Origin of the sequence: Mitsuokella apri (assembly GCF_051886055.1) — a bacterium.
Taxonomy (GTDB): domain Bacteria; phylum Bacillota; class Negativicutes; order Selenomonadales; family Selenomonadaceae; genus Mitsuokella.
Window position 1 is genome coordinate 36,915 of the sequence record NZ_JBJEXT010000040.1, and the last position, 22,683, is coordinate 59,597.

The window sequence follows — 22,683 nt, forward strand, 5'->3', positions numbered from 1 at the left end:
ATTATAATCTCATATACGCTATTACTTTGATTAAGAATATGAGGGAGAGGTACCCATGGCTGTGACAAATGAGATGAAACGAAGGGAACGTTTTTTATCCGTAGCAGAGAAACGCACGAACCGGATTCTGGAGGATCTTCGGCTGCTGGGGAACTGCGCGAATAAGTCAAATTACAGTTATACACCGGAAGAAGTCGAGAAGATGTTTCACAGCATAGAGGAAGAAGTCGACCATGTAAAGATGTTATTCCGACTGAATGAGGGAAAGAAGGAATTTAAATGGTGATAGACGGCAGAGCACATTGGCATTTTGTCAACAATAACAATGGGCCGGAAGATGGCATCAATGATTCTGCTATTGAAACCTTTTCCGGCAATCCGTTTGAATCGCTCGTAAGAGAGAGCATCCAGAATTCGCTTGACCAGCAGTGCGACGAAAGTCAGCCGGTCTCGATGGAGTTCTCGACTTTTCAGGTTAGCCCCACCGAATTGCCGGGGGTTGAGGAAATGAAGTCAATCCTCACAAGATGCGTGGATTATTGGCAGAAGGATAAAAGTGCGGTTGACTTTTTTGGGCAGGCCAGAGATATGCTTGATCAAGATATACAGGTCATGCGCATCAGTGATTTCAATACGACAGGTCTTGTCGGCGCAGAAAACGGCAGAAAAGGTACTCCTTGGTATAACTTAATTAAAGCACGCGGTACGTCTGTAAAGGATAATTCTTCGGCGGGCAGTTTTGGCATCGGCAAGGCTGCACCGTTTGCCTGCTCGTATCTGCGCACTGCGTTTTATGCTTCTCGTGTCGATGCGATTGATTCTTATATCGGTGTATCGCATTTGGCATCGTTTGAAGATACGGATGAGCGCGGTAATTCGTATACGACAGTCGGTACGGGCTATTATTCGGATTCCGCTGTCAATAATGCCATTTTGAAGCCTTTTCATTTAGGCGACTTCCAGCGTGATGAAAATGGCCTTGATATTTATGTCATTGGTCTGGAGCAGGATAAGCATCTGGAAGCAACCATGAAACTGGCGGTTTTGAAGTACTTTCTCATTACCATTTGGGAAGGCCGTTTGCGTGTCATAATCAACGGACAGGAAATCAATAAGGACAATCTGGGCCAGTATATCAGTGCCTTGGATGTGAAGAAGGAAAAAGACATTCGGGAGTATTATGACCTTTTGAATGCGCAGAAAAATTACGATGATGATATTCTCGAGATTCCACTCAACAGCGAGGAATATGGCAAAGAATTCGGCTTTGAAGATGGAGAATGTACGCTCCTTTTGAAGCGTGGTGACAATCTGAACCGCAAAATCATGATGACGCGTAAAACGGGTATGTGCCTGTTTGAAAAGGATCGAATCAGCAGCAGTATTTCGTTCACGGGCATCCTGCGCATCACTGGAGAGAATATGAACAAGAAGTTCAAGGATATGGAAGTCCCTTCACACGATGACTGGCAGCCAAAACGCTGTAAAGTGCATACGAGACAGTACGAAGAAATATGGACAGGTTTGAAACAGTACCTCAAAGCACAGGTCCTGAAACATTTTGGGACAAAGTCCACAGATACAATTGCGGCTTATGGCATGGATGAATTCTTCAACAATGAACAGAATCATGGCATTGAAGCAGAATTGACGAAACGCGCTCCTAAGGTTGCAAAAGTCAAGAAAACGAAGGTCCAGAAGAAGGAAAAAAGGGAATTGAAGCTTACACCTGATGATCAGGATGGTTCGTCAGTATCCGTACAGCTCCCAAAGAAACATAAAAAAGAGCCCAAGAAGATTGATCAGCGTGACCCACGCGGCCTTGCCTATAAATTCCGCAAGGATGTCCGCATGTGGCTGGGGGCAAAGTCAGTCGGAGAGGGGAGATATTCTGTCCGTTTCCAGTCTCCGGCAAGGGCAGCGTATGGCAAAGTTCGTTTTATCGGTGTGGCTGAGCATGGAAATTATGCCTTGAATCCCGAATCGGTACAATGCGAGCCGGAAAAGACTATCCTGCTTGACGAAAATAATCTGTATCTGCAGGGCATGAAGAAAGGCGACACGGTCGAAGTGAATTTCCAGATTCCGTATCATAAACCTATCATGATGGAGGTGGAATATTATGAAGCTAAGTAAGCATCTGACACCCTATCCCATTCTGAATCATGAAGATGATGACTACGTCAAGGGCAGCTTTGACTCAGTCGTGGAAGATGACTTGGAATTTGGCATGTTCACACTGCGTATCAAATATCTGCTGGACGAACCGGAACTGGCTAAACTCATCAAGGAAGGCAAAGCCTGTTTTTTGACGCATATAGAATGTACATTGACGGGCTACCGCCATTTCGTCGAGTCGCGGGAAGATGGAACAAGCGTGACAATTCCTACCTCTGAACTTGCAGATCAGGTGGAAATCAGCAGCTTCGTTGTCGCGGTGAAGGATATTGATGATTATAAGAATCCAGCGTTCAATGAACTCGGCTACGGCAAGAATGCATCGTTTCATATTGATGCAACAAATGTATTAGCTATCGGGGCGACGACGTATCAGCTGGATATAAAGCGCGGTCAGCAGGCTTATGAGTCCATCGGTGATATTATTGCGCTGAAAGCGATTGATTCGCCTAAGGATGATTTAAAAGTCAGCTTGGATCAGGACTGCATTTTCATTCAAGTCAATCGCGATATCTTCAATTTGTATGACCAGTATAAGAGTGCGAAGAAGTATACGATGATCAGCCTTCTGATTATGCCGGCTTTGACAAAAGCTCTCATCGAGATGCATAACAACGAGCAGACAGAAGATGGGACGGAAGGTCTTGAGTCGTATCAATGGTATCAGGTGATTCAGGATACATTGACTGCCAATGGCATCAGTGTGGCTGATATTTCGCTTGATCCGGGGGATACGAATTATGCCGGTGATCTGGCAGAGCGCATTTTCAGGATGCCGCTCTTGAAGGCTATGCAGGAATTAGCGGATCCAGAGGAAGAAGAGGCGGATGAAGAATGAAACTGCAATACATAACGGATGATGGTCTAGCTGACCTGAAAGGAAATTTCAAGCAGAATTTTTCGCTGTATTATCTGCCCAAAGATGGTGCGTATTTTCAGCAGCGTTTGGACGAAAAAGGCTGGCTTCAGGATACTGCAGTGGAAATCCGTCCTTTTGCACAGGATTTGCAGGTGACTTCGACTGCAGTTGATGATTTTCGGGAGAAAAAAGAAGCAGAAAAAGCAGATGACATTCACAATGCCATCTGCATTCATAAGGCGATGGTGAGTCTGCCGCCTTATCTGGCTGTTGACGAACATATCTGGGCAGCACTCACACATACAGTATTATTTGATTTTATCACGAGAAAACGCGCGGATATCTGGGAAGAGAAGAAAGTCGAGAAACAAAAGAAGGATATGTACAATTCGTTCTTCACGTTCACGCATAACGGCAAACGGCGCGGAACCTTTGTAAACTGCATTGCCAGTTTGTGGTGGGGCGCGCAGATGGTCTATGACAAGGGTCATAGGGAAGACCCTTACTGGCTGGTTCCTGACATCGCCCTTACAGGCTATCCCAGTACAATCGTGCTTTTTTCATCGAGCCGCATCATGACTAATAAGAACATCAGCCTTGGTTTGTTCCATGTGGTGCATGCTCTTCGCCAACAAGGTGTAAAAATCTCACGTCAGGATATAGTGGCGGGCATTCGCTACTTGAATCTTCTGGGTGGCATGTCTATTATTGACATGAAGCCGGAAAAAGAAATCGAAGAATTGATGCGGTCCTTTTATGAGGATTGGTTCGCTGAACAGGAGAAACATAAATTCTCGTTGACCTGAGAAAAAGTCGGCAAAGCTTTTCTATCAGATGATATTTTCCCCATGGTACGTTTCGCCGCCAAGCTCCGGTGCGAGGCCGTAGCCGACGGACCAGAGGGTTTTGTATTTGACGGCTTGGGCGTGGATGGCGGCGGCGCGGTCGATGGCCTTTTTGACCTTTCCAGGGATGCCGGTGACAAGGGAGTTGGGCGGGATGACGGCGTTTTCTTTGACGAGGGCGCCGGCGGCGATGATGGAGCCACTGCCGATGGTGGCTCCTGAGAGAACTGTGGCGTTCATGCCGATGAGGACGTTGTCTTCGACGGTGCAGGCGTGGACGATGGCGCCGTGGCCGATGGTTACGAAACGGCCGATGATGCACGGGCCGTTATCTTCGACGTGCAGGCAGGCCGTGTCCTGTACATTGGAGTAGGCGCCGATGCGGATAAAGCCGACGTCGCCGCGCACGACGGCCGCGGGCCAGATGCTCGCGTATTTTGCGACTTCGACGTCGCCGAGTACGACGGCACCGGGGGCGAGGAAGGCTTCGTCATCGATTTTCGGGGTGTGGCCCTGATAGGCCGTGCTGCTTAATGTGTACATAGGGGTTCCTTTCTATTATATAGAAGAAAAATGCGAAATGCATATAAGATGCAAAGAAAGACAAGACGCGGGGGTCTTGTCTTTTTTAGTGCGCTAAGTAAATGGGCTTGATTTTTGCGTCTTCGGCAATGCCCTTGTCGATGTAGCCGCAGTTCACCATGGCGTCGAGAACGACGAACTGGCGTTTTTTGGCCATCATGAAGTCGACGTACGGAGAGTAGAGGGACGGGGCGTTCGGGAGTCCTGCTAGCATGGCGGCTTCGGGCAGCTGCAGGTCGCGCGGTTTTTTGCCGAAGTAGCCTTCGGCGGCCGGTCCGATGCCGTAGTAGCTCGAGCCGTAGTAGATGGTGTTGAGGTACATTTCGAGGATTTCGTCCTTGGAGTAGCACCATTCCATGTCGAGGGCCAGCACGAATTCTTCGGCTTTGCGGCCAAAGGACTGTTCGTGGGAGAGAAAGAGGTTTTTGACGAGCTGCTGCGTGATGGTGCTCGCACCTTCTTCAATCTCGCCCGACTGCAGGTTGACGAGTGCTGCGCGCAGGATGCCTTCAAAGTCAAAGCCGTGATGGCTGTAAAAACGCTTGTCCTCGACGGCGACCACGGCCTGCTGCATGGAGTCGGGGATGTCTTCGAGCTTGACGTAATGGGGGTCGTGCTTGTTGACGCGGCTATTGACGGCGCGCTGCAGGAAGAGGACGCGCGAAAGGCGCTCGGACATTTTTGGATTTTCGGTTACGTTGTCACCCATTTCGTTGGCGGGGACGCTCTGCGTCGGCCGCGGCAGGAAGCCGCTGGCGTTTTGCCACGTATGGGCGGAGAAAATCGCGCTGCCTCCCGAGAGGAAAAAAGCGGCGCAAAAGATGATAATCAGTAAAAAAAGAAAGCGGATCAGCCGTTTCGGCGACCGCCGTCGTCTTCTCGTTGCCAAAAAAAACACTCCTTTGTCTTCCTATTATAACATGAGCCGTGTTTTTCGTCAGCTCAGCAGGGGGCCTTGGGCGCATTTTTCGGTTTTTGTAAGTTTTTTGTAAAAAACCGTGTAAATTTGTAAATTAGGGGTTGCAATATTATACATGGTAGTTGTATAATTATAACCATCAATCAAGAGAGAAGTCATTCCCGGAGGAGGAATTCAGATATGAAAGTCAGTGTCCTAGGTGCAACGGGATATGCGGGAGCGGAGCTTCTGCGCATCCTTTACAATCATCCAAAGGCTGAGGTCGTGCACATCACGTCGGAGAGCCATACGGATGAAAATATCACGGAGCTTTATCCGCATCTGCGAGGCCTTTACGATATGAAGCTCGAGAGCATGAAGGATATCGAGGCCATTGGCAAGGACAGTGACTTCGTCTTTATCGGTCTGCCGCATGGCCACGCGATGAAGGTGGGCAAGGCCCTTGAGAAGCTGCCCGTACGCATCATCGACCTCGGCGCCGATTACCGCTTCCGCGATACGTCGGTCTATGAGGCCTGGTACCATGTGCCGCACACGCATCCGGATGCCAAGAGGGTTTACGGGCTTGCCGAGCTCTACCGCGAGGAAATCCGCGATGCCAAGATCATCGGCAATGCCGGCTGCTTCACGACGGCGAGCATCCTTGCGCTTGCACCTCTTGCCCGTCAGCATCTCATCGATGTCAATACGATTATCGTCGATGCAAAGTCGGGTGTGTCGGGGGCAGGCCGTTCGCCGAAACAGGCCAACCACTTCCCGGAGCTCTACGATAATTTCCGTGCTTACAACGTGGCTCATCACCGACATACACCGGAAATCGAGCAGGCCGTCACGGACCTTTCGGGCGAAAAGACGGTCATCAACTTCACGCCGCATCTCGTGCCGATGTCGCGCGGCATTCTCGCCACGTGCTATGCGAGCCTCAAGGCTGATGTCACGCCGGAACTCGTCGATGCCGCATTCGAGAAGGCTTACAGCAAGGAACATTTCATCCGTCTGCTTGGCCGCGGCGGCTATCCGTCGACGAAGGAAGTCCGCGGCTCGAATTTCTGTGATATCGCTTGGCACATCGACGAACGCACGCACCGCGTGATTGTGCTCTCGGCCATTGACAACCTCGTCAAGGGCGCTGCCGGTCAGGCCGTGCAGAACTTCAACATCGCCTGCGGCTTTGATGAAAAGACGGGCCTTGACTTTGTGCCGATGTACCCATAATGCTCATAAATACACATAAGAAATCTCTCATATACAGTTGATAAATGCTAAGGAGGAAATCCACCATGGTCAATGAATTTGCAAATACGGCGGGCGTTACGTTCCCGCAGGGCTTTAAGGCCGCCGGTGTCAAAGCCGGCATCAAGAAGAGCGGCAACCTCGATGTCGCTGTGATTTACACGGAGAAAGAAGCCGTCGTCGCCGGTACGTTCACGCAGAACGCGGTCGCCGCAGCTCCTGTCTACGCTTCGAAGGCCGTCGTCGCTACCGGCACGGCACATGCCATTGTCGCCAATGCCGGCTGCGCTAATGCCTGCACGGGGGAACAGGGCGATAAGGACGCAAAGAAGACGCAGAAAATCGCCGCACAGGCGCTTGGCTGCGACCCTCTCGACGTCATCGTCGCTTCGACGGGCGTCATCGGCGTCAACCTGCCGATGGATAAGATGGAAAAAGGCGTGAACGAAGCCATCAAGGAGCTGTCAGAGAACGGCAGCAGCAATGCCAGCCACGCCATCATGACGACGGATACACATCCGAAGACAGCAGCTCTGGAAATCACGCTCGGCGGCAAGAACGTCCGCTTCGGCGTCATCGCGAAGGGCTCGGGCATGATTCAGCCGAACATGGCCACGATGCTCTGCTTCATCACGACGGATGCTGCGATTGACGGCAAGCTCGCCCAGAAGGCCCTGTCCGAAGTTGTCAACACGTCCTTCAATATGATTTCGATTGACGGCGATATGAGCACGAACGATATGGTCATCGTCATGGCCAACGGTGCTGCCGGCAACGAGAAGATCACGACGGAAAATGAAGATTACGAGACGTTCAAGGCCACGCTCGACAAGCTCTGCAAGGAATTTGCCAAGGAGATTGCCGATGACGGCGAGGGCGCGACGAAGTTCCTGACGATTCATGTCACGGGCACGAAGACTTTTGCAGATGCCAAGCAGATTGGCATGAGCGTCGCCAAGAGCCCGCTGGTCAAGACGGCGTTCTTCGGTGCTGACCCGAACTGGGGCCGTGTCATCTGTGCCGTCGGTTATGCCGGCGTGCCGATGGACCCCGAGAAAACCGTAGTCAAGTTCGGTGACATTCCGGTCTATGCACATGGTGTCGGTGCCGAGCACGATGATGAAGCTCTGGCAGACGTCATGGCCCAGCATGATATCACGATCAGCATTGACATGGGCGAAGGCGGGGAAGAGGCAACGGTCTGGACCTGCGACTTCTCTTACGAATACGTCAAGATCAACGGGGAGTATCACACCTAATAGGTACCCGCTGACTTCGAATCAGGGAATATATCGGGAGAATCGGGATATTCAATACGTTCAGGAAGGATGCTTTATAATATGACATTTACAGCCAAGGACAAAGCTGCCATCCTTGTCGAGGCTTTGCCGTACATCCAGGAGTTCTACGGCAAGACCATCGTCATAAAATACGGCGGCAACGCGATGATCAACGAAGACCTCAAGGAAAAAGTCATGCAGGATGTCGCTTTGATGAAATATGTCGGCATTCGTCCGGTCATTGTGCATGGCGGCGGTCCGGAGATCACGGGCTTTTTGAAGAAAGTCGGCAAGCAGTCGTCTTTTGTCGCCGGACTGCGCGTGACGGATGCAGAGACGGTCGAGATCGCCGAAATGGTGCTCGACGGCAAGGTCAATTCGGAAATTGTCAATCTGCTCAACGGACGCGGCGTGCGCGCCGTCGGGCTGTCGGGCAAGGACGCAGGGCTCATTCAGGCACAGAAGAAGCTCGCGACGGTCTACGAGGGTGACGAGAAGAAAAAAGTCGATATCGGCTATGTCGGCTCCGTGACGAAAATCAACGAGACGCTGATTGAGGACCTGCTCGACCAGGACTACGTGCCGGTCATCGCGCCAATCGGCGTCGGCGAGCACGGCGAAAGCTATAATATCAATGCCGACTATGTCGCGGCGGAAATCGCCGGTGCGCTGCACGCCGAGAAGCTCCTGCTGCTGACGGATGTCGAGGGCATCTACAAAGATTTCAACGACAAGTCGTCGTTCATCTCGACCCTGAACATGCACGAGGCCCGTCAGTACATCAAAGAGGGCATCATCAAGGGCGGCATGATCCCGAAAGTCGAGGCCTGCCTGACTTCTCTCGAAAAGGGCACGGGCAAGACGCATATCATCGACGGCCGCCTCGACCACTCGATTATCCTCGAGATCTTCACCTCACAGGGTATTGGCACACAGGTTGTGCATTGAGGCATTGAGGCATTAAGGCATACTCAGATAGAACAAGGACGTGAATATATATATGAAGGAAACGGATCAGGAAATATTCCAGAAAGACGCGCAGGATTATCTGCCGGTCTTCAATCGCTACAAGATTGTTCTTGACCATGGCGAAGGCGCGTATGTCTGGGATAACAACGGCAAGAAGTACCTCGACTTTTTAGGGGGCATTGCCGTCAATGTGCTCGGCCATGACTATAAACCTCTGGTCAAGGCCATCTCCGACCAGGCTGCCAAGCTCATTCATGTGTCAAATCTCTATTACACGCAGCCGCAGGCCGATGCTGCCGCGAAGCTCGTCAAGCTCAGCGGCCTCGATAAGGCGTTCTTCGGCAACTCCGGTGCAGAGGCCAATGAAGGTGCCATCAAGATTGCGCGCAAATACGCCCATCAGATCTCACCGGACAAATCCCAGATCATCACGGCCTGGGACAGCTTCCACGGCCGCACGATCGCGACGCTGACAGCTACGGGCCAGCCGAAGTATCATGAAGGCTTTGGTCCTCTGCCGGACGGCTTTGACTACGTGCATTACAATGACATCGAAGAGCTCGAAAGCATGATGAGCGACAAGACGGCTGCAGTCATGCTCGAGACGATTCAGGGCGAGGGCGGCGTCTACACGCCGGAGAAGGACTACTTGAAGAAAGTCCGCGCGCTCTGCGACAAATACGGTGCTCTGCTGATTTTCGATGAGATTCAGGCCGGCATCGGCCGCAGCGGCAAATTCTTCGCCTATGAGAAATACGGCGTCAAGCCGGATATCGTCACCCTGGCCAAAGGTCTCGCGGGCGGCGTGCCCATCGGCGCGTTCATCGTGACGGATGAAGTGGCCAAGGCATTCCATGCCGGCGACCACGGTACGACTTTTGGCGGCAATCCGTTGGCCTGCGCGGCAGCCAATGTCGTGCTCGACACGGTGCCGAAGGAAGAGTTCCTCGCTCATGTCGAGGAAGTCGGCAGTTACTTCAAGCAGCAGCTCCAGGAACTCCAGAAAAAACATCCGTCACTCATCACGGATGTCCGCGGCACGGGCCTGATCCTCGGCGCGGAGCTCAGTTCTGCGGAGCACGGCCGCGATATCGTCAACGACTGCCTCGCCGAAGGTGCCATCATCAACTGCACGGCCGGCAAGGTCCTGCGCTTTATCCCGCCGCTCATCATCACGAAGCAGCAGGTCGACACGGTCGTCCTGACGCTCGACGATGTACTGAACAAGTACGACAAATAAAAAATACTGCTAAACAAGAAAAAACAGCGAAAAGTAAGAATTACGGCGCCATTTCGGGCGCCGTTTTTCTATTATGCAAAAAAAGTTGAATATAAATGCAAAAAAAATGCATACCTACACTTCACAAGCGGACGATTATGCGGTATAATATAAACCATAGTTAAGAAAACGATATTTCGCGACTATGATTTCACTTTTATTTTTACTTTTATCGTTCCAGTAGTTCCACTATGGGAGGTCATCAAATGCTGAAAGGAAAAGATTTGTTATCCATCCACGAGCTTTCCGTGGATGAGGTACAGGAAATCCTGGCGCTCGCCAAGGAGCTCAAAGCAAAGCAGAAAGCCGGTGTCCCGCATAAAATTCTCGCGGGCAAGACGCTCGGCATGATTTTTGAGAAGTCCTCGACGCGAACGCGAGTATCCTTCGAGACGGGCATGTACCAGCTCGGCGGTCAGGCTCTTTTCCTTTCCAACCGCGACCTGCAGCTGGGACGAGGCGAGCCAATCCGCGATACGGCCCGCGTGCTCTCGCGCTACCTTGACGGCATCATGATCCGCACGTTCGGTCATGACAGAGTCGAGGAGCTCGCCAAATGGGCTGACATTCCGGTCATCAACGCTTTGACGGATCTTCTTCATCCGTGCCAGGTGCTCACCGACCTTTTGACGATTGAGGAGTACAAGGGCAAGAACCTCAAAGGCCTGAAGATGGCTTATGTTGGCGATGGCAACAACATGACGAACTCCTTCCTCTATGGCTGTGCCAAGGTCGGCATGACGTTCGTCGCTGCTACGCCGGAAAATTACCGTCCGAACGCCGAGGTTTACAAGAATGCACTCGAGGATGCCAAGGAGACGGGCGCGGAGCTCAGTCTTGTGACGGACCCGCACGAAGCCGTCAAGGATGCCGATATCGTCGTGACGGATACCTGGGCCAGCATGGGTCAGGAAGCCGAGCACGAAGAGCGCAAGAAGATCTTTGCACCGTATCAGGTCAACAAAGAGCTCCTGAAGGGCGCCGACAAACGCGTCATCGTCATGCACTGCCTGCCGGCTTACCGCGGCGAGGAGATCACGGAAGAGGTCCTCGAGGCCAACGCCAACGTCATCTTTGACGAAGCGGAGAACCGCCTGCACACGCAGAAGGCTATCATGGCTCTCTTGATGGCAGACTGAGCAGCTTAAAGTATTAGTGAATCAATGAATTTGTGAATTACCTTCCTTAATATAGTAGATATGGGGAAGGAGATATAGGAAAAGAGGTTATTATCATGGCTAAAGTCAACAAAGTCGTACTCGCATATTCCGGCGGTCTCGATACCTCCGTTATCATCCCTTGGCTCAAAGAGCATTATGATGGCTGCGAAGTCATTGCCTGCTGCGCCGATGTCGGTCAGGGCGATGAGCTCGATGTCGTCCATGACAAGGCACTGGCTTCCGGTGCTTCGAAGGTCTACATTGCCGACCTGAAGGAAGAATTCCTCAAAGAGTATGTCTGGCCGACGCTCAAGGCCGGTGCTGTTTACGAGGACAAGTACCTGCTCGGCACGTCGTTTGCACGTCCGGTCATTGCGAAGAAACTCGTTGAAATCGCCAAGAAAGAGGGCGCTGACGCCATTGCTCACGGCGCAACGGGCAAAGGCAACGACCAGGTCCGTTTCGAACTGACGGTCAAGGCTCTCGCACCGAACATGAAGATCATCGCTCCGTGGCGTGAATGGGACCTCGATTCGCGTTCCGCTGAGCTCGAATATGCTAAGAAGCACAACATTCCAATTTCCACGGGTGCTAAGACGTACTCGATGGACCGCAACATCTGGCATCTTTCCCATGAGGGTGCAGACCTCGAGGATCCGGCAAACGAGCCGCATGACAGCATGTTCCTGATCTCGAAGGCTCCGCAGGAAGCTCCGGACAAACCGGAATACGTCACGATTGACTTCGAGAAAGGCGAGCCAGTTGCCGTCAACGGCGAGAAACTCGGCCCTGTTGAACTGCTGACGAAACTCAACGAAATCGGTGCACGCAACGGCGTTGGCATCACGGATATCTGCGAGAACCGTCTGGTCGGCATGAAGTCCCGCGGCGTCTATGAGAACCCGGGCGGAGCCATCCTCTACTATGCACATCGTGAGCTCGAGTATCTCTGCCTCGACCGCATGACGTTCCACTTCAAACAGCACATTGCCATCCGTTACGGCGAGCTCGTCTATGACGGCATGTGGTTCTGCCAGCTCCGCGAAGCTCTCGCTGCTTTCGTCGACAGCACGCAGCAGACGGTCACGGGCACGGTCAAGGTCAAACTCTACAAGGGCAACATCATCTCCGCTGGCTCCAAGAGCCCGTATTCCCTCTACAGCAAGGAATATGTCACGTTCGAGCATGACGATGTTTACAACCAGGCCGATGCTACGGGCTTCATCAACCTCTTTGGCCTGCCGCTCAAGGTACGCGCCCTGATGCAGGAGAAGAACAAGTAATGAGCAAGGCTATGTGGGGAGGCCGTTTCTCCAAATCAACGGATGAAATGATCAACGAGTTCCAGGCCTCCATTAATTTCGATAAGCGCATGTACCACGAGGATATCGCTGGTTCCATCGCGCATGCGACGATGCTCGCGAAATGCGGCATCATCAGCGAAGAGGACCGCGATAAGATCATCGCGGGTCTCAAGGATATCCTGAAGCAGATTGAGGAGGGCAATTTCCAGTTCTCCGTCGACCTCGAAGATATCCACATGAACATCGAGAAACGCCTGACCGACGCCATCGGCGAAGCCGGCGGCCGCCTGCATACGGCGCGCAGCCGCAACGACCAGGTCGCACTTGACACGCATATGTACATCCGCCGCGAAGTCGTCGCCGTGCAGAAGGAAATCGAAAATCTGCAGCGCGCGCTCGTCGAGACGGCCGAAAAGTACAGCGATGTCATCATGCCGGGCTACACGCACTTGCAGCGCGCCCAGCCAATCCTCTTTTCGCATCATCTGCTCGCGTACTTTGGCATGCTCTCGCGTGACTTTGCCCGCTTCGAAGGCGTTTACAAGCGCGCGGACATCATGCCTTTGGGCGCCGGTGCTCTTGCCGGCACGACGTTCCCGATTGACCGTGAATTCGTGCAGAAACAGCTCAACTTCGAGAATATCTACACGAACAGCATGGATGCCGTCAGCGACCGCGACTACATCATGGAGTTCCTCGCTGCCGCTTCCATCCTCATGGTTCATCTGTCGCGCCTGTCGGAGGAGACAATCCTCTGGTGCAGCCGCGAGTTCCACTTCGTCGAGCTCGACGACGCACACTGCACGGGCTCCTCGATGATGCCGCAGAAGAAGAATCCGGATGTCTCCGAGCTCGTCCGCGGCAAGACGGGCCGCGTCATCGGCCATCTCATGGCCATGCTGACGACCGTCAAGGGCCTGCCGCTTGCCTACAACAAGGACCTGCAGGAAGACAAAGAAGGCATTTTTGACGCCATCGATACCGTCAAATTCAGCCTCGCCGTCTACGCGCAGCTGATTCGCGGCATGAAAGTCCGCAAGGAAGTCATGAAGAAGGCCGTTACGGAGGATTTCTCGAACGCGACCGACCTCGCCGACTACCTCGTCAAGAAGGGCATGCCGTTTAGAAAGGCCCATGCCGTTTCCGGACAGGCCGTGCATGACTGCATCGAGAAGGGCATCTACCTCGAGGACATGAGTCTTGAAGACTTCAAGAAGCTCTCGCCGCTCTTTGGTGAGGACATCAAGGAAGCCATCAGCCCCGAGACCTGCGTCAAAAACCGCAATTCGCTCGGCGGCACCTCGTACAAGCAGGTGGACATGCAGCTTGCCGCTGCCAAAGACCTGCTGAGCACGGAAGAAAAGATTTCCGACAAGGCTGCTGACAAGCAGATTCAGGTCAAATAAAACCTCTTTTCTCCAACAAAAATCCCTGATTCCATTCAATTGAAAGATTGAAAGGCGGAATCAGGGATTTTGTTTGTTTCCAATTCGTTTGTCAATTTGTTCAGGGGAAAAGAATTTTTGTGATTTGTGGGGCAAGGAAGGCCGCGAGCTTGGCAGAGCCTGCTTTGGTAGGATGCGTGCCGTCGCCGACGAAATCTTCGGCCTGCAGCAGGGGCTGCGGGATATTGAGGGGAATATAGGTGACAGGCAGGCCCTCGGCCGCGGCCTTTTGGCTGGCTTCTGCAATCCAGAGGCCAGCGAGCGGCGTAATCATGCTCGGTACGGGCTCCAGGCAGATAAGCGGAGCTTTGGGATTCATTTCGTGTACGGTATGAATGAGGTCAAGATAAGCTTTGACGTATTCCTGATGATAGGGGCGGCGCTTTTTGTCGCTGAAGTCATTTGTACCCATGGCGATGATGACGGCATCGACGGGGAGCTTTTCACTTTGCCAGAGAGTATTTTCCTTGACTTTTCTGCCGCCAAAGAAGGTCCAGCGGTATCGTTCTGCGGTATGGAGCCCCTTGTCGGGCCACGCGGCGCCCCAGTTGTGCACGACGCCCTCGCCGGATTTGGCGAGCACGCTGTAGTCGGCGTGGAGCAGGCGCGCGAGCTGCGGGGCAAAGGACATGGAGCCGTCTTCAATGTCGGCGTCATTTTTGCCGTGCTTTTTGCCGTCGTTGCGGAAACCGGCCGTGATGGAGTCGCCGATAAATTCAAGGCGCATTTTTTTCGTCGTGCTGAGACGGGGATTTGGCGATAAAGCCGGGAAAATTGACTTTGCCGCTGGTGCTGCTTTGGCAACAGCTGAGCCGCTTGAGTCGGTTAAATCGGTTAAGTCAGTCGAGTCAGTCGAGTCAGTCGAGTCGGTGACAAGGCCGTCAAAATGGCTGATGCCGTACAGGCCTTCGGTCGCGCGTTCAAGGCGCAGGGTATGGCGTCCGTCGGGCAGATTTTTGGCGAGCAGAGTTGGCTGGCCCTGCGCGGCACGGATTTTTTTCGGCTGCTGACCGTCAATCGTGATAAGCCAGCGGTTTTTCTCGTCGTGCAGTTTGGCGCTGACTTCCGTGCCGGTGAAATCTGCTTCGATATAGACGGCTCCCTGCGCCGCGGCGCGGCTGCCGTCTTTTTCCGCCTGCCAGCGGCCTTCGTAATGAAGGGCAGGGGAGTCTGCCGGAATTTCTGCGGCAAGGGCAGCAGCAGGCAGCAGCAGGCCTGCCGTGCAGAAGAGCATGATTTTCTTCAACAGGTTGTTTCGTTCCTTTTTCCGGGATTTTCCGAACTGTATCATCGTGCGTTGTTGTTCCTTCCTATTATAATAGATGTTCGTTCGCGTTTTCTTGCTTGTTTTTCATTTTGCGGCTTGCTTTTTCTCTCATAGTATTCTATATTATAAATTATATGTGTGAAGGCGCACGAAAACAAGTGCGCAGAAAATTTTCACAATAAAGAAAAATAAATGACATAAGATGCTAATAGATATGATAGATAATAGGGGTTGATTTTAGTGGCTTTATTTGGGAGGCCAACAGCCGGCAGGAAGCATATTGAGGGACTCGATGTACTGCGCACGCTGGCAATTGTCGGTGTCACGCTGTTTCACATGTTTCCGGACGGACTGCCCGGCGGCTATCTCGGCGTCTCGCTTTTCTTCGTGCTCACGGGCTTTTTGCTTGCCTATACGAGCAAGAGAAGCTGGCTTGAACACCGTTTCCGCGTCAAAAATTATTACTGGAAGCGCATCAAGCGCATCTATCCGTCGCTTTTAATCGTGCTTTTGACGACGATTGGTATTTTCTCGTTTGTCCTGCCGAAGGCCGTGGCAGCCGTCCGGCCGGAGTTTTTCTCCATCGTCTTTGGTTACAACAACTGGTGGCAGATTGCGCAGAACGCCGATTATTTCACGCGCCTGACGAATGCCTCGCCGTTTACGCATCTATGGTTCATGGGCATCGAGCTGCAGTATTACCTCATCTGGCCGGTGCTGTTTGCCCTTTACGCATTTCTTGATATTCTTGTCGGGCGCAGGGCAGGACTGGCCGTCATGGCGGTGCTGGCTCTCGGCTCGGCCGCCGTTATGCCGCTGATGTATGAGCCAAATATGGACGTCACGCGTCTTTATTATGGTACGGATACGCGTATTTACGCGCTGCTCTTCGGTGCCGTGCTCGGCCTTTGGTGGGTCGACAGGCCCGCGGGGCGTCTCTCTTCGTGGCAGACCGTGCTCTGTTATCTTGGCTGGCCTCTGCTGCTCGGCGTGACGATTGCCTCGTACTTCCTGCTGGACGGGCAGAATTCCTTCACGTATCAGGGCGGCATGCTGCTCATGACCGTTGTCTTCTGCCTGCTTTTGCTGCTGACGGCTGACAGCCGCCTGCTCATCGGCACGATGCTCGAGAGTCCCGCGCTTAAATGGCTCGGCTGGTTCGGCAAGCGGAGCTACGGCATTTATCTTTGGCAGTATCCGGTCATTTACCTCTTCGCGAAGATGGGCTGGATTCAGCTGCCGTATTACGCCGTACTCGAAATCGCCGCCATTCTGCTCCTGACCATCTGGTCGGACGCCCTTGCGAGTGTCATCACGACGCGCCGCCTGCCGGCCTTCAACGGCCATCATGTGGCCATGGCCTGCGCTTTTCTGCTGGCCTTTACGGTGCCGGGGCTGACATTTATGGGCTTTGGCAGCCATGCTGTCGTCGTCTCCGCTGAGCAGAAAGTCAGCGATACCGGAGAGCTGCAGGCAAGACTCGCGGCCAACAAGGCTGAAGAGCAGCAGGCAAATGATGCGGCCGCAGCTCAGACTGCTCCTGCAGCAGCCGATGGCAATGTCGATGACGCCAATGTCGACCTTTCGGGCGTGGCCTGCATCGGCGACTCCGTCATGCTCGGTTCCTCGGGGGATCTGCGCAAGGTGCTGCCGGGCTGCTACATCGACGCCGAGGTCTCGCGCTATGTCGGCGGCGGCCTGGACGCGGCGAAGGAACTCGATGCACAGGGACGTCTCGGCAAAAACGTCGTCATCGCGCTCGGCACGAACGGCCCGATTGCCGGCTACGAGAAATACGAAGTCCAGACGCGTGCTCTCTTAGAGTATCTCGGCCCCGACCGCCATATCTTCTGGGTCAATGTCTACTGTCCGGAACTCTCGTGGCAGCAGACGAACAACGATTACCTCGCGAACATGGTTCAGGAACATCCGAATGTCACGATTGTCGACTGGTACAGCCTGATTGCCCAGCATCCGGACTGGCTGTCGGGAGACGGCATCCACCCGAATGACCAGGGCACGGAGGCCTATGCAAAGCTCGTGCACGATACGATGGTCCGGACGCTTGCTGCTGACCATGACGCAGAGTCGTGAAACCGTGAAGACTGAAACATAAAATTGAAAAATAAAGGGGAAGGAAAGCTCATTATTTCAGGGGCTTTCCTTTACTTTTCAGAATCGCCGCTTATACTTTAAGCTAGATTTTAAAAGGAGTGATACTTATGCTGATGCTGATTCTTGTCCTTGGCGTCAACCTCGTCATCAGTTTTCTCAATGCGCGCAATGTCGGCCGCGTTTGGGCCGAATCAAAGGCTGTCGGCGGCTGGATTCGCCTGCTCGCCTGGTGCGGTGCCATCCAGTCGGCTGCGGGCTTTACGTTTGTCTACGCCGTAGTCGTCGGCTACATCGCCGTGAGCACGGGCTATCTGCCGCCCGCGATGCTCGGTGTCATGATGAACCTCATCTACCTCATGATCATCGTGCCGCTCATTGGCTCGGGCATTTTCATCACGATTCAGTCGTGGATTGCCTTTGCCCGCGACAAGTCGCTGTCGAATCTCGGTGTCGCAGGCTGGAACACCTTTGCTCAGGCTTACAACACGTACAACGCCATCCAGAGCTTTGGCCCGGCACTCGACAGTGTCCAGCAGGGGCTCGGCGGCCTGTTCTCGGGTGATGAGGACAGCGACAACTCGACGGCCCGCGTCATCCTGCTCGTCGCCATCGTGCTTCTCGCCGGTGTCCTGACGACTTCGGTCATCGTGCGCCGCTATGAGGCGAGCCTGCCGGTTTCGGAGGAAATCCGCCGCGGCACGCGCGACCTTGAGTACCGTTAAGCCATAAAATTTCATGTAACGGATTTTTCATCGAGGTTCCAAAACACTTGAATCCGACTCCAATCTCGAGTAGTATAGAAACAAGAATACACTAGAGATTGGGGTTTTTCATTTGTCTAAGAATCATATGAATAAAAATCTGCCGAAGCGCACAAATCAGCCGCAGGCCGGGGGGCCGAACAGCTGGCTCAAGCAGGCCATCAAGCCGATGGACATCATGATTGGCATTGCAGCCGTCTACATCTTTTATGCGACGGACTTTGACAACATGTCGACGTTTGACTTGATTTTCATCGTGACATTTGCCATCTGGTTCGTCCTGACGCTGGCGCGCTGTGTCATTTATTATCGGAAGTCCTGATATTTTTATCGTTCTTTTGGGGATTTAGGGGGAATGTCTGTGGAACAGCAGAACGAGCAGAACAAACAGAACAAACATAAAAAAGCCGTGTTCTTCGATATCGACGGCACGCTCATCAACATCATGACGGGGCAGACGCATATCGCGGAGCCCGTCAAAAAGGCCATCCGCGCCCTGCGCGCAGCGGGAAACTGCACGTTCATCGCGAGCGGCCGGCCCTATGTATATCTTGACCCGGAGCTCACACAGGAAGGGCTGTTCGACGGCTATGTGCTCATGAACGGCGCAGTCGTGCTGCTCGGCGACAAAGTCGTCTACAAGCAGCCGCTGCCGAAAAAGACGGTCGAGGAGATCACCGCACTTTCCGAGGAGCACGATGTCGAATACATTCTCGAGGGCACGCAGAATGTCTATCTGAAGCCCGAGTACAAGCTCACGGAAAACTTTTACCGCAGCATCGATGTCGACGTGACAAAATTCGTGCGCCATTACGACCTCAAGAAAATCGATGTGGCCAAGATGGAGTTTGCGTCGGAGGATGCGGGCGGCCACGGCCTCTTTGACAAACTTCTCGCATGGCCGGGGCTTACGGGCCTCATGGACCCGTACCATAAGAAGAATATGGAGCTCTATGCAGCGGATGTAACGAAAGGCTCGGGCATTCTGCATGCCCTGTCGTATCTCGGCATCCCCGTCAAAGACAGCTTTGCCTTTGGCGACGGGCTCAACGATATCGAGATGATGGAGACGGTCGGCACGAGCCTTGTCATGGGCAACGCGCGGCCGCAGCTCAAGGAAATCGCCGACCACGTCGTGCCGTCCGTCGACGACAACGGTGTGGCTGCCGGCATCCAGCAGTATCTGCTCTGATGCTCCTGCAAAAGCCTGAGCAGCATTTTAGTACATAAAGAAATTTGGTTTATTTGGTTTAGGGGGAACGATTTTGAGAAAGAAAATTGGCATGATTCTTGGCATCGTCATGCTGGCTGTGGCGGTCCTCGCCGGCTGCGGCAGCCAGACGTCATCCTCGTCCTCGTCTTCTTCATCGGCGGCCAGTGCGAAGTCTTCGTCAACGGCACAGGCGGGCAAGGATGTCACGATCAAGATGCTCAACGTCGGACAGGGGGATTCGATTCTCATTCAGACAGCCGAGCAGACGGTGCTCATCGATACGAGTGATGTCGATGAACGCGACAAATTCAAGCGCGAGCTCGACAAGGCCGGCGTCAAGAAAATCGACAAGGTCATCCTGACGCATCCTCATGCCGACCACATCGGCGGCATGGACGTGCTTTTAAAGGATTATCAGGTCGGCGAGGTCTACGACAACGGCCAGCCGTCCACGTCCAAGGTTTATCTCGGCTACATGAAACAGCTCAAAGCCAAGGGTATCAAGCGTCAGGCACTCAAGGCCGGCGATGTGCTCGATTTTGGCGGCGGCGTTTCGTTCAAGGTGTTCTATCCGACGCAGGAGCTCATCGACAAGGGCAGTCAGAAGGGCTACAAGCATGACCCGAACAACGAATCCGTTGTCGGCAAGCTCATCTACGGCGACTTCTCGATGCTGTTCACGGGCGATGCCGAGCAGCCGGTCGAGGAACAGCTCTTAAAGACGAATGCAGCGGACCTCAAGAGCACGATTTTGAAGTCCCCGCACCACGGCAGCAGCACGGGCTCTTCCGTGCCGTACCTCAAGGCCGTCTGGCCTGACGCTGTCCTGATTTCCTGCGGCGTGAACAACGATTACGGCCATCCGCACACGGACGTGCTCGCGCGCTATCTCGGCAAGAGCACCTACACAGACCGCCGCGACGGCTCGCAGAAGAAGACAAAGCTCGTCAAGAACGACAAGGGACAGACCTATAAGGGCAAAGTCTACGAGACCGACAAGAACGGCACGATTACTGTGACGACGAATGGCAAGGATTACAGCATCAAGGCAGAGGAAGGTGACGCACAATGACGATTTCCGCCTATGTTGACCGCTTTGAAGGCGACCTCGCCGTACTTTATCTCGGCGAAGACGACAATATGAAGAAAGTCAATTTCCCCAAGAGTTATCTGCCGGAGGGCGTCGGCGAGGGCGACTACCTGCGCCTCGACATCACTTATGACAAAGAAACCACGGAAAAAGCCGAGCAGGAAGCACTTGACCTGCTCAAAGACGATTGACAATTACTGACGATTATTGATGATTGACGAAATTCCCGATATCCCGTTTCTAACGTTTAAGGAGGAACTCTTTTTGTTCAGCAGAATATGCCGCATAGCAGCGGTATTTGCTATGCTCATTTCGTTTGCGGCTCTCTTCATGCCGCAGAACACCGAAGCTGCCAAACGCGAGGCCGTGCACAGCCTCAATTATTTCCAGTCGTATGAGACGACGGTCGACGGCCGCAAGGCCCTGCGCATCGAAATCGGCATGGACCGCGACAACGTGACGTACGATGTCACGACGCGTCCTTACCTGCAGAAGCAGCTCGTCATCGACCTCTCGAATACGGTGCCGGGCAAACTCAAGGCGAACTACGCGCCCAAGAGCAAGCTTTCCAAGGGCGTCCATATCCATGAGCTCGAAGCGCGTCATACGCAGGTGCTCATCGACTGTGCGAATCCGGTGCTTGACGGCAGCTATGCCGTCCATGCCGAGCCGGCCGACCGCAAGGCGAAAAAACCGTACCGCCTTGTCATTGACCTCTTCGCCTCGGGCGGTGTAAACAGCTCGTCTGAGCGTGTTGACGGCGTTCAGGGTCATTCCATCGTCATCGACCCGGGCCACGGCGGCAGCGATACGGGTGCCGTCGGTCCGACGGGCGTGACGGAAGCCTCGGTTACCCTCGGCGTCTCGAAGGACCTGCGCACGATTCTTGAAAATTCCGGTGCGCGCGTCACGATGACGCGTGACAGCGACCGCGATGTCTACGGCCCGTTCGCGACGGACCGTCAGGAGCTGCAGGCCCGCGTCAACGTCGGCGAATACACGCCGGGCGCAGAAATCTTCGTCTCGATTCACTGCAACGCCTTCTCAAATCCGGCATCGAACGGCATGGAGACGTACTATTATGCAGGTTCTTCCAAGGGCGAACGCCTCGCGACGCTCGTCAACGAGGAACTCGACAAAGCCGAAGGCCTGTTCAACCGCGGCGTCAAGACGGCAAACTTCTACGTCATCAAGCATTCGAGCATGCCGGCCACACTTGCCGAACTCGCCTTCATCACGAACCCGCACGAAGAACAGCTGCTCGCCAACAGCCAGTACCAGATGAAGCTCGCGACAGCTATCGCGCGTGCCATCGGCCGTTATTTCAGCGGCAACTGAGCAAAATCAGCAGGAAAAGTTGCTTACAACGCAGAATTCTTCCTACAATAACTAATAACAGCGAATGATGCTGAATAATGCTACGGATGCAATCGAAACAGAATAGGAGATGAAGCAGAATGAAAAAGTATTTGCGGTATATGCTGATGGGCATTGCCATTCTCGCTCTCGTCGTCGTGGCGGGCTGTGGCGGCAACTCGAACGGCAAAGGAGCAGCCGACAATGGCTCGTCCTCGTCCGTGCAGGCAGAAAACACGGCGCCGGCAAGCTCGGCAAGCTCGTCTTCGGGCGCGCAGAAGAAAGACCAGAAACTCACGATCAAGGTCTATTACCCGAACGACCAGGGCACGAAGCTCATCGCCGTCAAGCGCACGGTAACGCTCGACCAGCAGGAAAAATACACGGCAGCCATGGAATCCCTGATGGAAGGCACGACGGAGAAGGGCCAGACGAACATCATCCCAAAACAGGCCAAACTCAAGAGCGTCAAAGTCGAGAACGGCACGGCCACGGTTGACTTCTCGCAGGAACTCAAAAAGAACTTCGTCGGCGGCTCGACCGGTGAGACCATGCTCGTCGGCTCCATCGTCGACACCCTGACGGAATTCCCGGAAGTCAAGCAAGTCCAGATCCTCATCGAGGGCAAAAAAGTCGAAACCCTCGGCGGCCACATGGACCTCACCCAGCCGCTCACGCGCATGACGGATTTGCTCAAATAAGCTCTGCGTCAATCTTTATACAGTAAAATATTGATTTTTTGACTTTATGAGCCGCAAGTGCGCAGAAATCCTTGTATTTCTGCGCACTTTATGTTATGATAAAATCCATATGGCATGTTTTTGTGGC

22 protein-coding genes are annotated in these 22,683 nt (G+C 53.5%); 19 read left to right on the forward strand and 3 right to left on the reverse strand.

The window, feature by feature from the left end:
- Positions 1–55 precede the first annotated feature (55 nt).
- Genes ACI4OH_RS06055 through ACI4OH_RS06070 form a run of 4 tightly spaced genes read left to right on the forward strand, consistent with a single transcriptional unit; the run spans position 56 to position 3,843 of the window.
- Positions 56–286 (forward strand): hypothetical protein, encoded by a 231-nt coding sequence (locus ACI4OH_RS06055; protein WP_295713764.1) that lies wholly within the window; start codon positions 56–58, stop codon positions 284–286.
- Entirely contained in the window at positions 280–2,136 is a 1,857-nt protein-coding gene (locus ACI4OH_RS06060) for a hypothetical protein (RefSeq protein WP_439784399.1), read from the forward strand. The genes ACI4OH_RS06055 and ACI4OH_RS06060 overlap by 7 nt, the downstream gene beginning before the upstream one ends.
- Positions 2,123–3,016: a hypothetical protein gene (locus tag ACI4OH_RS06065; RefSeq protein WP_439784400.1), complete on the forward strand. Its 894-nt coding sequence runs from the start codon at positions 2,123–2,125 to the stop codon at positions 3,014–3,016. Before ACI4OH_RS06060 ends, ACI4OH_RS06065 begins: the two co-directional genes overlap by 14 nt.
- Entirely contained in the window at positions 3,013–3,843 is an 831-nt protein-coding gene (locus ACI4OH_RS06070) for a DUF6339 family protein (RefSeq protein ID WP_295713756.1), read from the forward strand. Before ACI4OH_RS06065 ends, ACI4OH_RS06070 begins: the two co-directional genes overlap by 4 nt.
- 24 nt (positions 3,844–3,867) lie before the next feature.
- Here ACI4OH_RS06070 and ACI4OH_RS06075 read toward each other — a convergent pair whose 3' ends face one another.
- Positions 3,868–4,425: a gamma carbonic anhydrase family protein gene (locus ACI4OH_RS06075; RefSeq protein WP_439784401.1), complete on the reverse strand. Its 558-nt coding sequence runs from the start codon at positions 4,423–4,425 to the stop codon at positions 3,868–3,870.
- Between the two features lie 85 nt (positions 4,426–4,510).
- Positions 4,511–5,362 (reverse strand): transglycosylase domain-containing protein, encoded by an 852-nt coding sequence (locus ACI4OH_RS06080; RefSeq protein ID WP_439784402.1) that lies wholly within the window; start codon positions 5,360–5,362, stop codon positions 4,511–4,513.
- Between the two features lie 201 nt (positions 5,363–5,563).
- Between ACI4OH_RS06080 and argC the strand changes: the two genes are divergently transcribed.
- The 7 genes from argC (at position 5,564) to argH (ending at position 14,014) form a co-directional block, all read left to right on the forward strand.
- A complete protein-coding gene (gene argC / locus ACI4OH_RS06085; RefSeq protein WP_439784403.1) occupies positions 5,564–6,598 on the forward strand; it encodes an N-acetyl-gamma-glutamyl-phosphate reductase in 1,035 nt (344 codons plus the stop codon).
- A gap of 65 nt (positions 6,599–6,663) precedes the next feature.
- Entirely contained in the window at positions 6,664–7,875 is a 1,212-nt protein-coding gene (gene argJ / locus ACI4OH_RS06090; protein WP_435721002.1) for a bifunctional glutamate N-acetyltransferase/amino-acid acetyltransferase ArgJ, read from the forward strand.
- A gap of 81 nt (positions 7,876–7,956) precedes the next feature.
- Positions 7,957–8,844 carry an acetylglutamate kinase gene (argB, locus tag ACI4OH_RS06095; RefSeq protein ID WP_432647661.1) on the forward strand — a complete coding sequence of 296 codons (888 nt, stop codon included), beginning with the start codon at positions 7,957–7,959 and terminating at the stop codon, positions 8,842–8,844.
- Between the two features lie 52 nt (positions 8,845–8,896).
- On the forward strand, positions 8,897–10,105 hold the full coding sequence (locus tag ACI4OH_RS06100) for an acetylornithine transaminase (protein ID WP_435721003.1): 1,209 nt from the start codon (positions 8,897–8,899) through the stop codon (positions 10,103–10,105).
- A 245-nt stretch (positions 10,106–10,350) separates the two neighbouring features.
- The gene (gene argF, locus ACI4OH_RS06105) at positions 10,351–11,283 is read left to right on the forward strand and encodes an ornithine carbamoyltransferase (RefSeq protein ID WP_435721004.1); all 933 of its coding nucleotides are present in this window, start codon (positions 10,351–10,353) and stop codon (positions 11,281–11,283) included.
- A gap of 95 nt (positions 11,284–11,378) precedes the next feature.
- Positions 11,379–12,587: an argininosuccinate synthase gene (locus tag ACI4OH_RS06110; RefSeq protein ID WP_432647658.1), complete on the forward strand. Its 1,209-nt coding sequence runs from the start codon at positions 11,379–11,381 to the stop codon at positions 12,585–12,587.
- The gene (gene argH, locus ACI4OH_RS06115; RefSeq protein WP_432647657.1) at positions 12,587–14,014 is read left to right on the forward strand and encodes an argininosuccinate lyase; all 1,428 of its coding nucleotides are present in this window, start codon (positions 12,587–12,589) and stop codon (positions 14,012–14,014) included. The genes ACI4OH_RS06110 and argH overlap by 1 nt, the downstream gene beginning before the upstream one ends.
- Before the next feature lie 100 nt (positions 14,015–14,114).
- Here argH and ACI4OH_RS06120 read toward each other — a convergent pair whose 3' ends face one another.
- Entirely contained in the window at positions 14,115–15,299 is a 1,185-nt protein-coding gene (locus tag ACI4OH_RS06120) for an SGNH/GDSL hydrolase family protein (RefSeq protein ID WP_435721009.1), read from the reverse strand.
- Between the two features lie 261 nt (positions 15,300–15,560).
- On the opposite strand from ACI4OH_RS06120, the gene ACI4OH_RS06125 reads away from it, so the two are divergent.
- The 8 genes from ACI4OH_RS06125 to ACI4OH_RS06160 all read left to right on the forward strand — a co-directional run bounded on the left by ACI4OH_RS06125 (position 15,561) and on the right by ACI4OH_RS06160 (position 22,556).
- Positions 15,561–17,414 (forward strand): acyltransferase family protein, encoded by a 1,854-nt coding sequence (locus tag ACI4OH_RS06125; protein ID WP_435721011.1) that lies wholly within the window; start codon positions 15,561–15,563, stop codon positions 17,412–17,414.
- Positions 17,415–17,542: 128 nt separating this feature from the next.
- Positions 17,543–18,157 carry a hypothetical protein gene (locus ACI4OH_RS06130; RefSeq protein WP_435721013.1) on the forward strand — a complete coding sequence of 205 codons (615 nt, stop codon included), beginning with the start codon at positions 17,543–17,545 and terminating at the stop codon, positions 18,155–18,157.
- 112 nt (positions 18,158–18,269) lie between these two features.
- A complete protein-coding gene (locus ACI4OH_RS06135) occupies positions 18,270–18,518 on the forward strand; it encodes a hypothetical protein (RefSeq protein ID WP_432648110.1) in 249 nt (82 codons plus the stop codon).
- Between the two features lie 39 nt (positions 18,519–18,557).
- A complete protein-coding gene (locus ACI4OH_RS06140) occupies positions 18,558–19,388 on the forward strand; it encodes an HAD family hydrolase (protein ID WP_435721014.1) in 831 nt (276 codons plus the stop codon).
- A 91-nt stretch (positions 19,389–19,479) separates the two neighbouring features.
- Complete coding sequence (locus ACI4OH_RS06145; protein ID WP_435721244.1) at positions 19,480–20,481, forward strand: ComEC/Rec2 family competence protein; 1,002 nt, start codon at positions 19,480–19,482, stop codon at positions 20,479–20,481.
- Complete coding sequence (locus ACI4OH_RS06150; protein WP_435721015.1) at positions 20,478–20,690, forward strand: DUF3006 domain-containing protein; 213 nt, start codon at positions 20,478–20,480, stop codon at positions 20,688–20,690. The genes ACI4OH_RS06145 and ACI4OH_RS06150 overlap by 4 nt, the downstream gene beginning before the upstream one ends.
- A 73-nt stretch (positions 20,691–20,763) precedes the next feature.
- Complete coding sequence (locus tag ACI4OH_RS06155; RefSeq protein ID WP_435721016.1) at positions 20,764–21,837, forward strand: N-acetylmuramoyl-L-alanine amidase family protein; 1,074 nt, start codon at positions 20,764–20,766, stop codon at positions 21,835–21,837.
- A 119-nt stretch (positions 21,838–21,956) separates the two neighbouring features.
- Positions 21,957–22,556 (forward strand): GerMN domain-containing protein, encoded by a 600-nt coding sequence (locus tag ACI4OH_RS06160; protein WP_435721017.1) that lies wholly within the window; start codon positions 21,957–21,959, stop codon positions 22,554–22,556.
- Positions 22,557–22,683 lie beyond the last annotated feature (127 nt).

What these genes read in the sequence shown, in the direction of transcription:
- ACI4OH_RS06055 (WP_295713764.1), top strand. Translation starts at nt 56, where the DNA reads ATGGCTGTGACAAATGAGATGAAACGAAGGGAACGTTTTTTATCCGTA.
- argC (WP_439784403.1), top strand. Translation starts at nt 5,564, where the DNA reads ATGAAAGTCAGTGTCCTAGGTGCAACGGGATATGCGGGAGCGGAGCTT.
- argB (WP_432647661.1), top strand. Translation starts at nt 7,957, where the DNA reads ATGACATTTACAGCCAAGGACAAAGCTGCCATCCTTGTCGAGGCTTTG.
- ACI4OH_RS06110 (WP_432647658.1), top strand. Translation starts at nt 11,379, where the DNA reads ATGGCTAAAGTCAACAAAGTCGTACTCGCATATTCCGGCGGTCTCGAT.
- ACI4OH_RS06100 (WP_435721003.1), top strand. Translation starts at nt 8,897, where the DNA reads ATGAAGGAAACGGATCAGGAAATATTCCAGAAAGACGCGCAGGATTAT.
- ACI4OH_RS06130 (WP_435721013.1), top strand. Translation starts at nt 17,543, where the DNA reads ATGCTGATGCTGATTCTTGTCCTTGGCGTCAACCTCGTCATCAGTTTT.
- ACI4OH_RS06160 (WP_435721017.1), top strand. Translation starts at nt 21,957, where the DNA reads ATGAAAAAGTATTTGCGGTATATGCTGATGGGCATTGCCATTCTCGCT.
- ACI4OH_RS06065 (WP_439784400.1), top strand. Translation starts at nt 2,123, where the DNA reads ATGAAGCTAAGTAAGCATCTGACACCCTATCCCATTCTGAATCATGAA.
- ACI4OH_RS06070 (WP_295713756.1), top strand. Translation starts at nt 3,013, where the DNA reads ATGAAACTGCAATACATAACGGATGATGGTCTAGCTGACCTGAAAGGA.
- argJ (WP_435721002.1), top strand. Translation starts at nt 6,664, where the DNA reads ATGGTCAATGAATTTGCAAATACGGCGGGCGTTACGTTCCCGCAGGGC.
- ACI4OH_RS06060 (WP_439784399.1), top strand. Translation starts at nt 280, where the DNA reads ATGGTGATAGACGGCAGAGCACATTGGCATTTTGTCAACAATAACAAT.
- argH (WP_432647657.1), top strand. Translation starts at nt 12,587, where the DNA reads ATGAGCAAGGCTATGTGGGGAGGCCGTTTCTCCAAATCAACGGATGAA.
- ACI4OH_RS06075 (WP_439784401.1), bottom strand. Translation starts at nt 4,425, where the DNA reads ATGTACACATTAAGCAGCACGGCCTATCAGGGCCACACCCCGAAAATC.
- ACI4OH_RS06150 (WP_435721015.1), top strand. Translation starts at nt 20,478, where the DNA reads ATGACGATTTCCGCCTATGTTGACCGCTTTGAAGGCGACCTCGCCGTA.
- argF (WP_435721004.1), top strand. Translation starts at nt 10,351, where the DNA reads ATGCTGAAAGGAAAAGATTTGTTATCCATCCACGAGCTTTCCGTGGAT.
- ACI4OH_RS06145 (WP_435721244.1), top strand. Translation starts at nt 19,480, where the DNA reads ATGATTCTTGGCATCGTCATGCTGGCTGTGGCGGTCCTCGCCGGCTGC.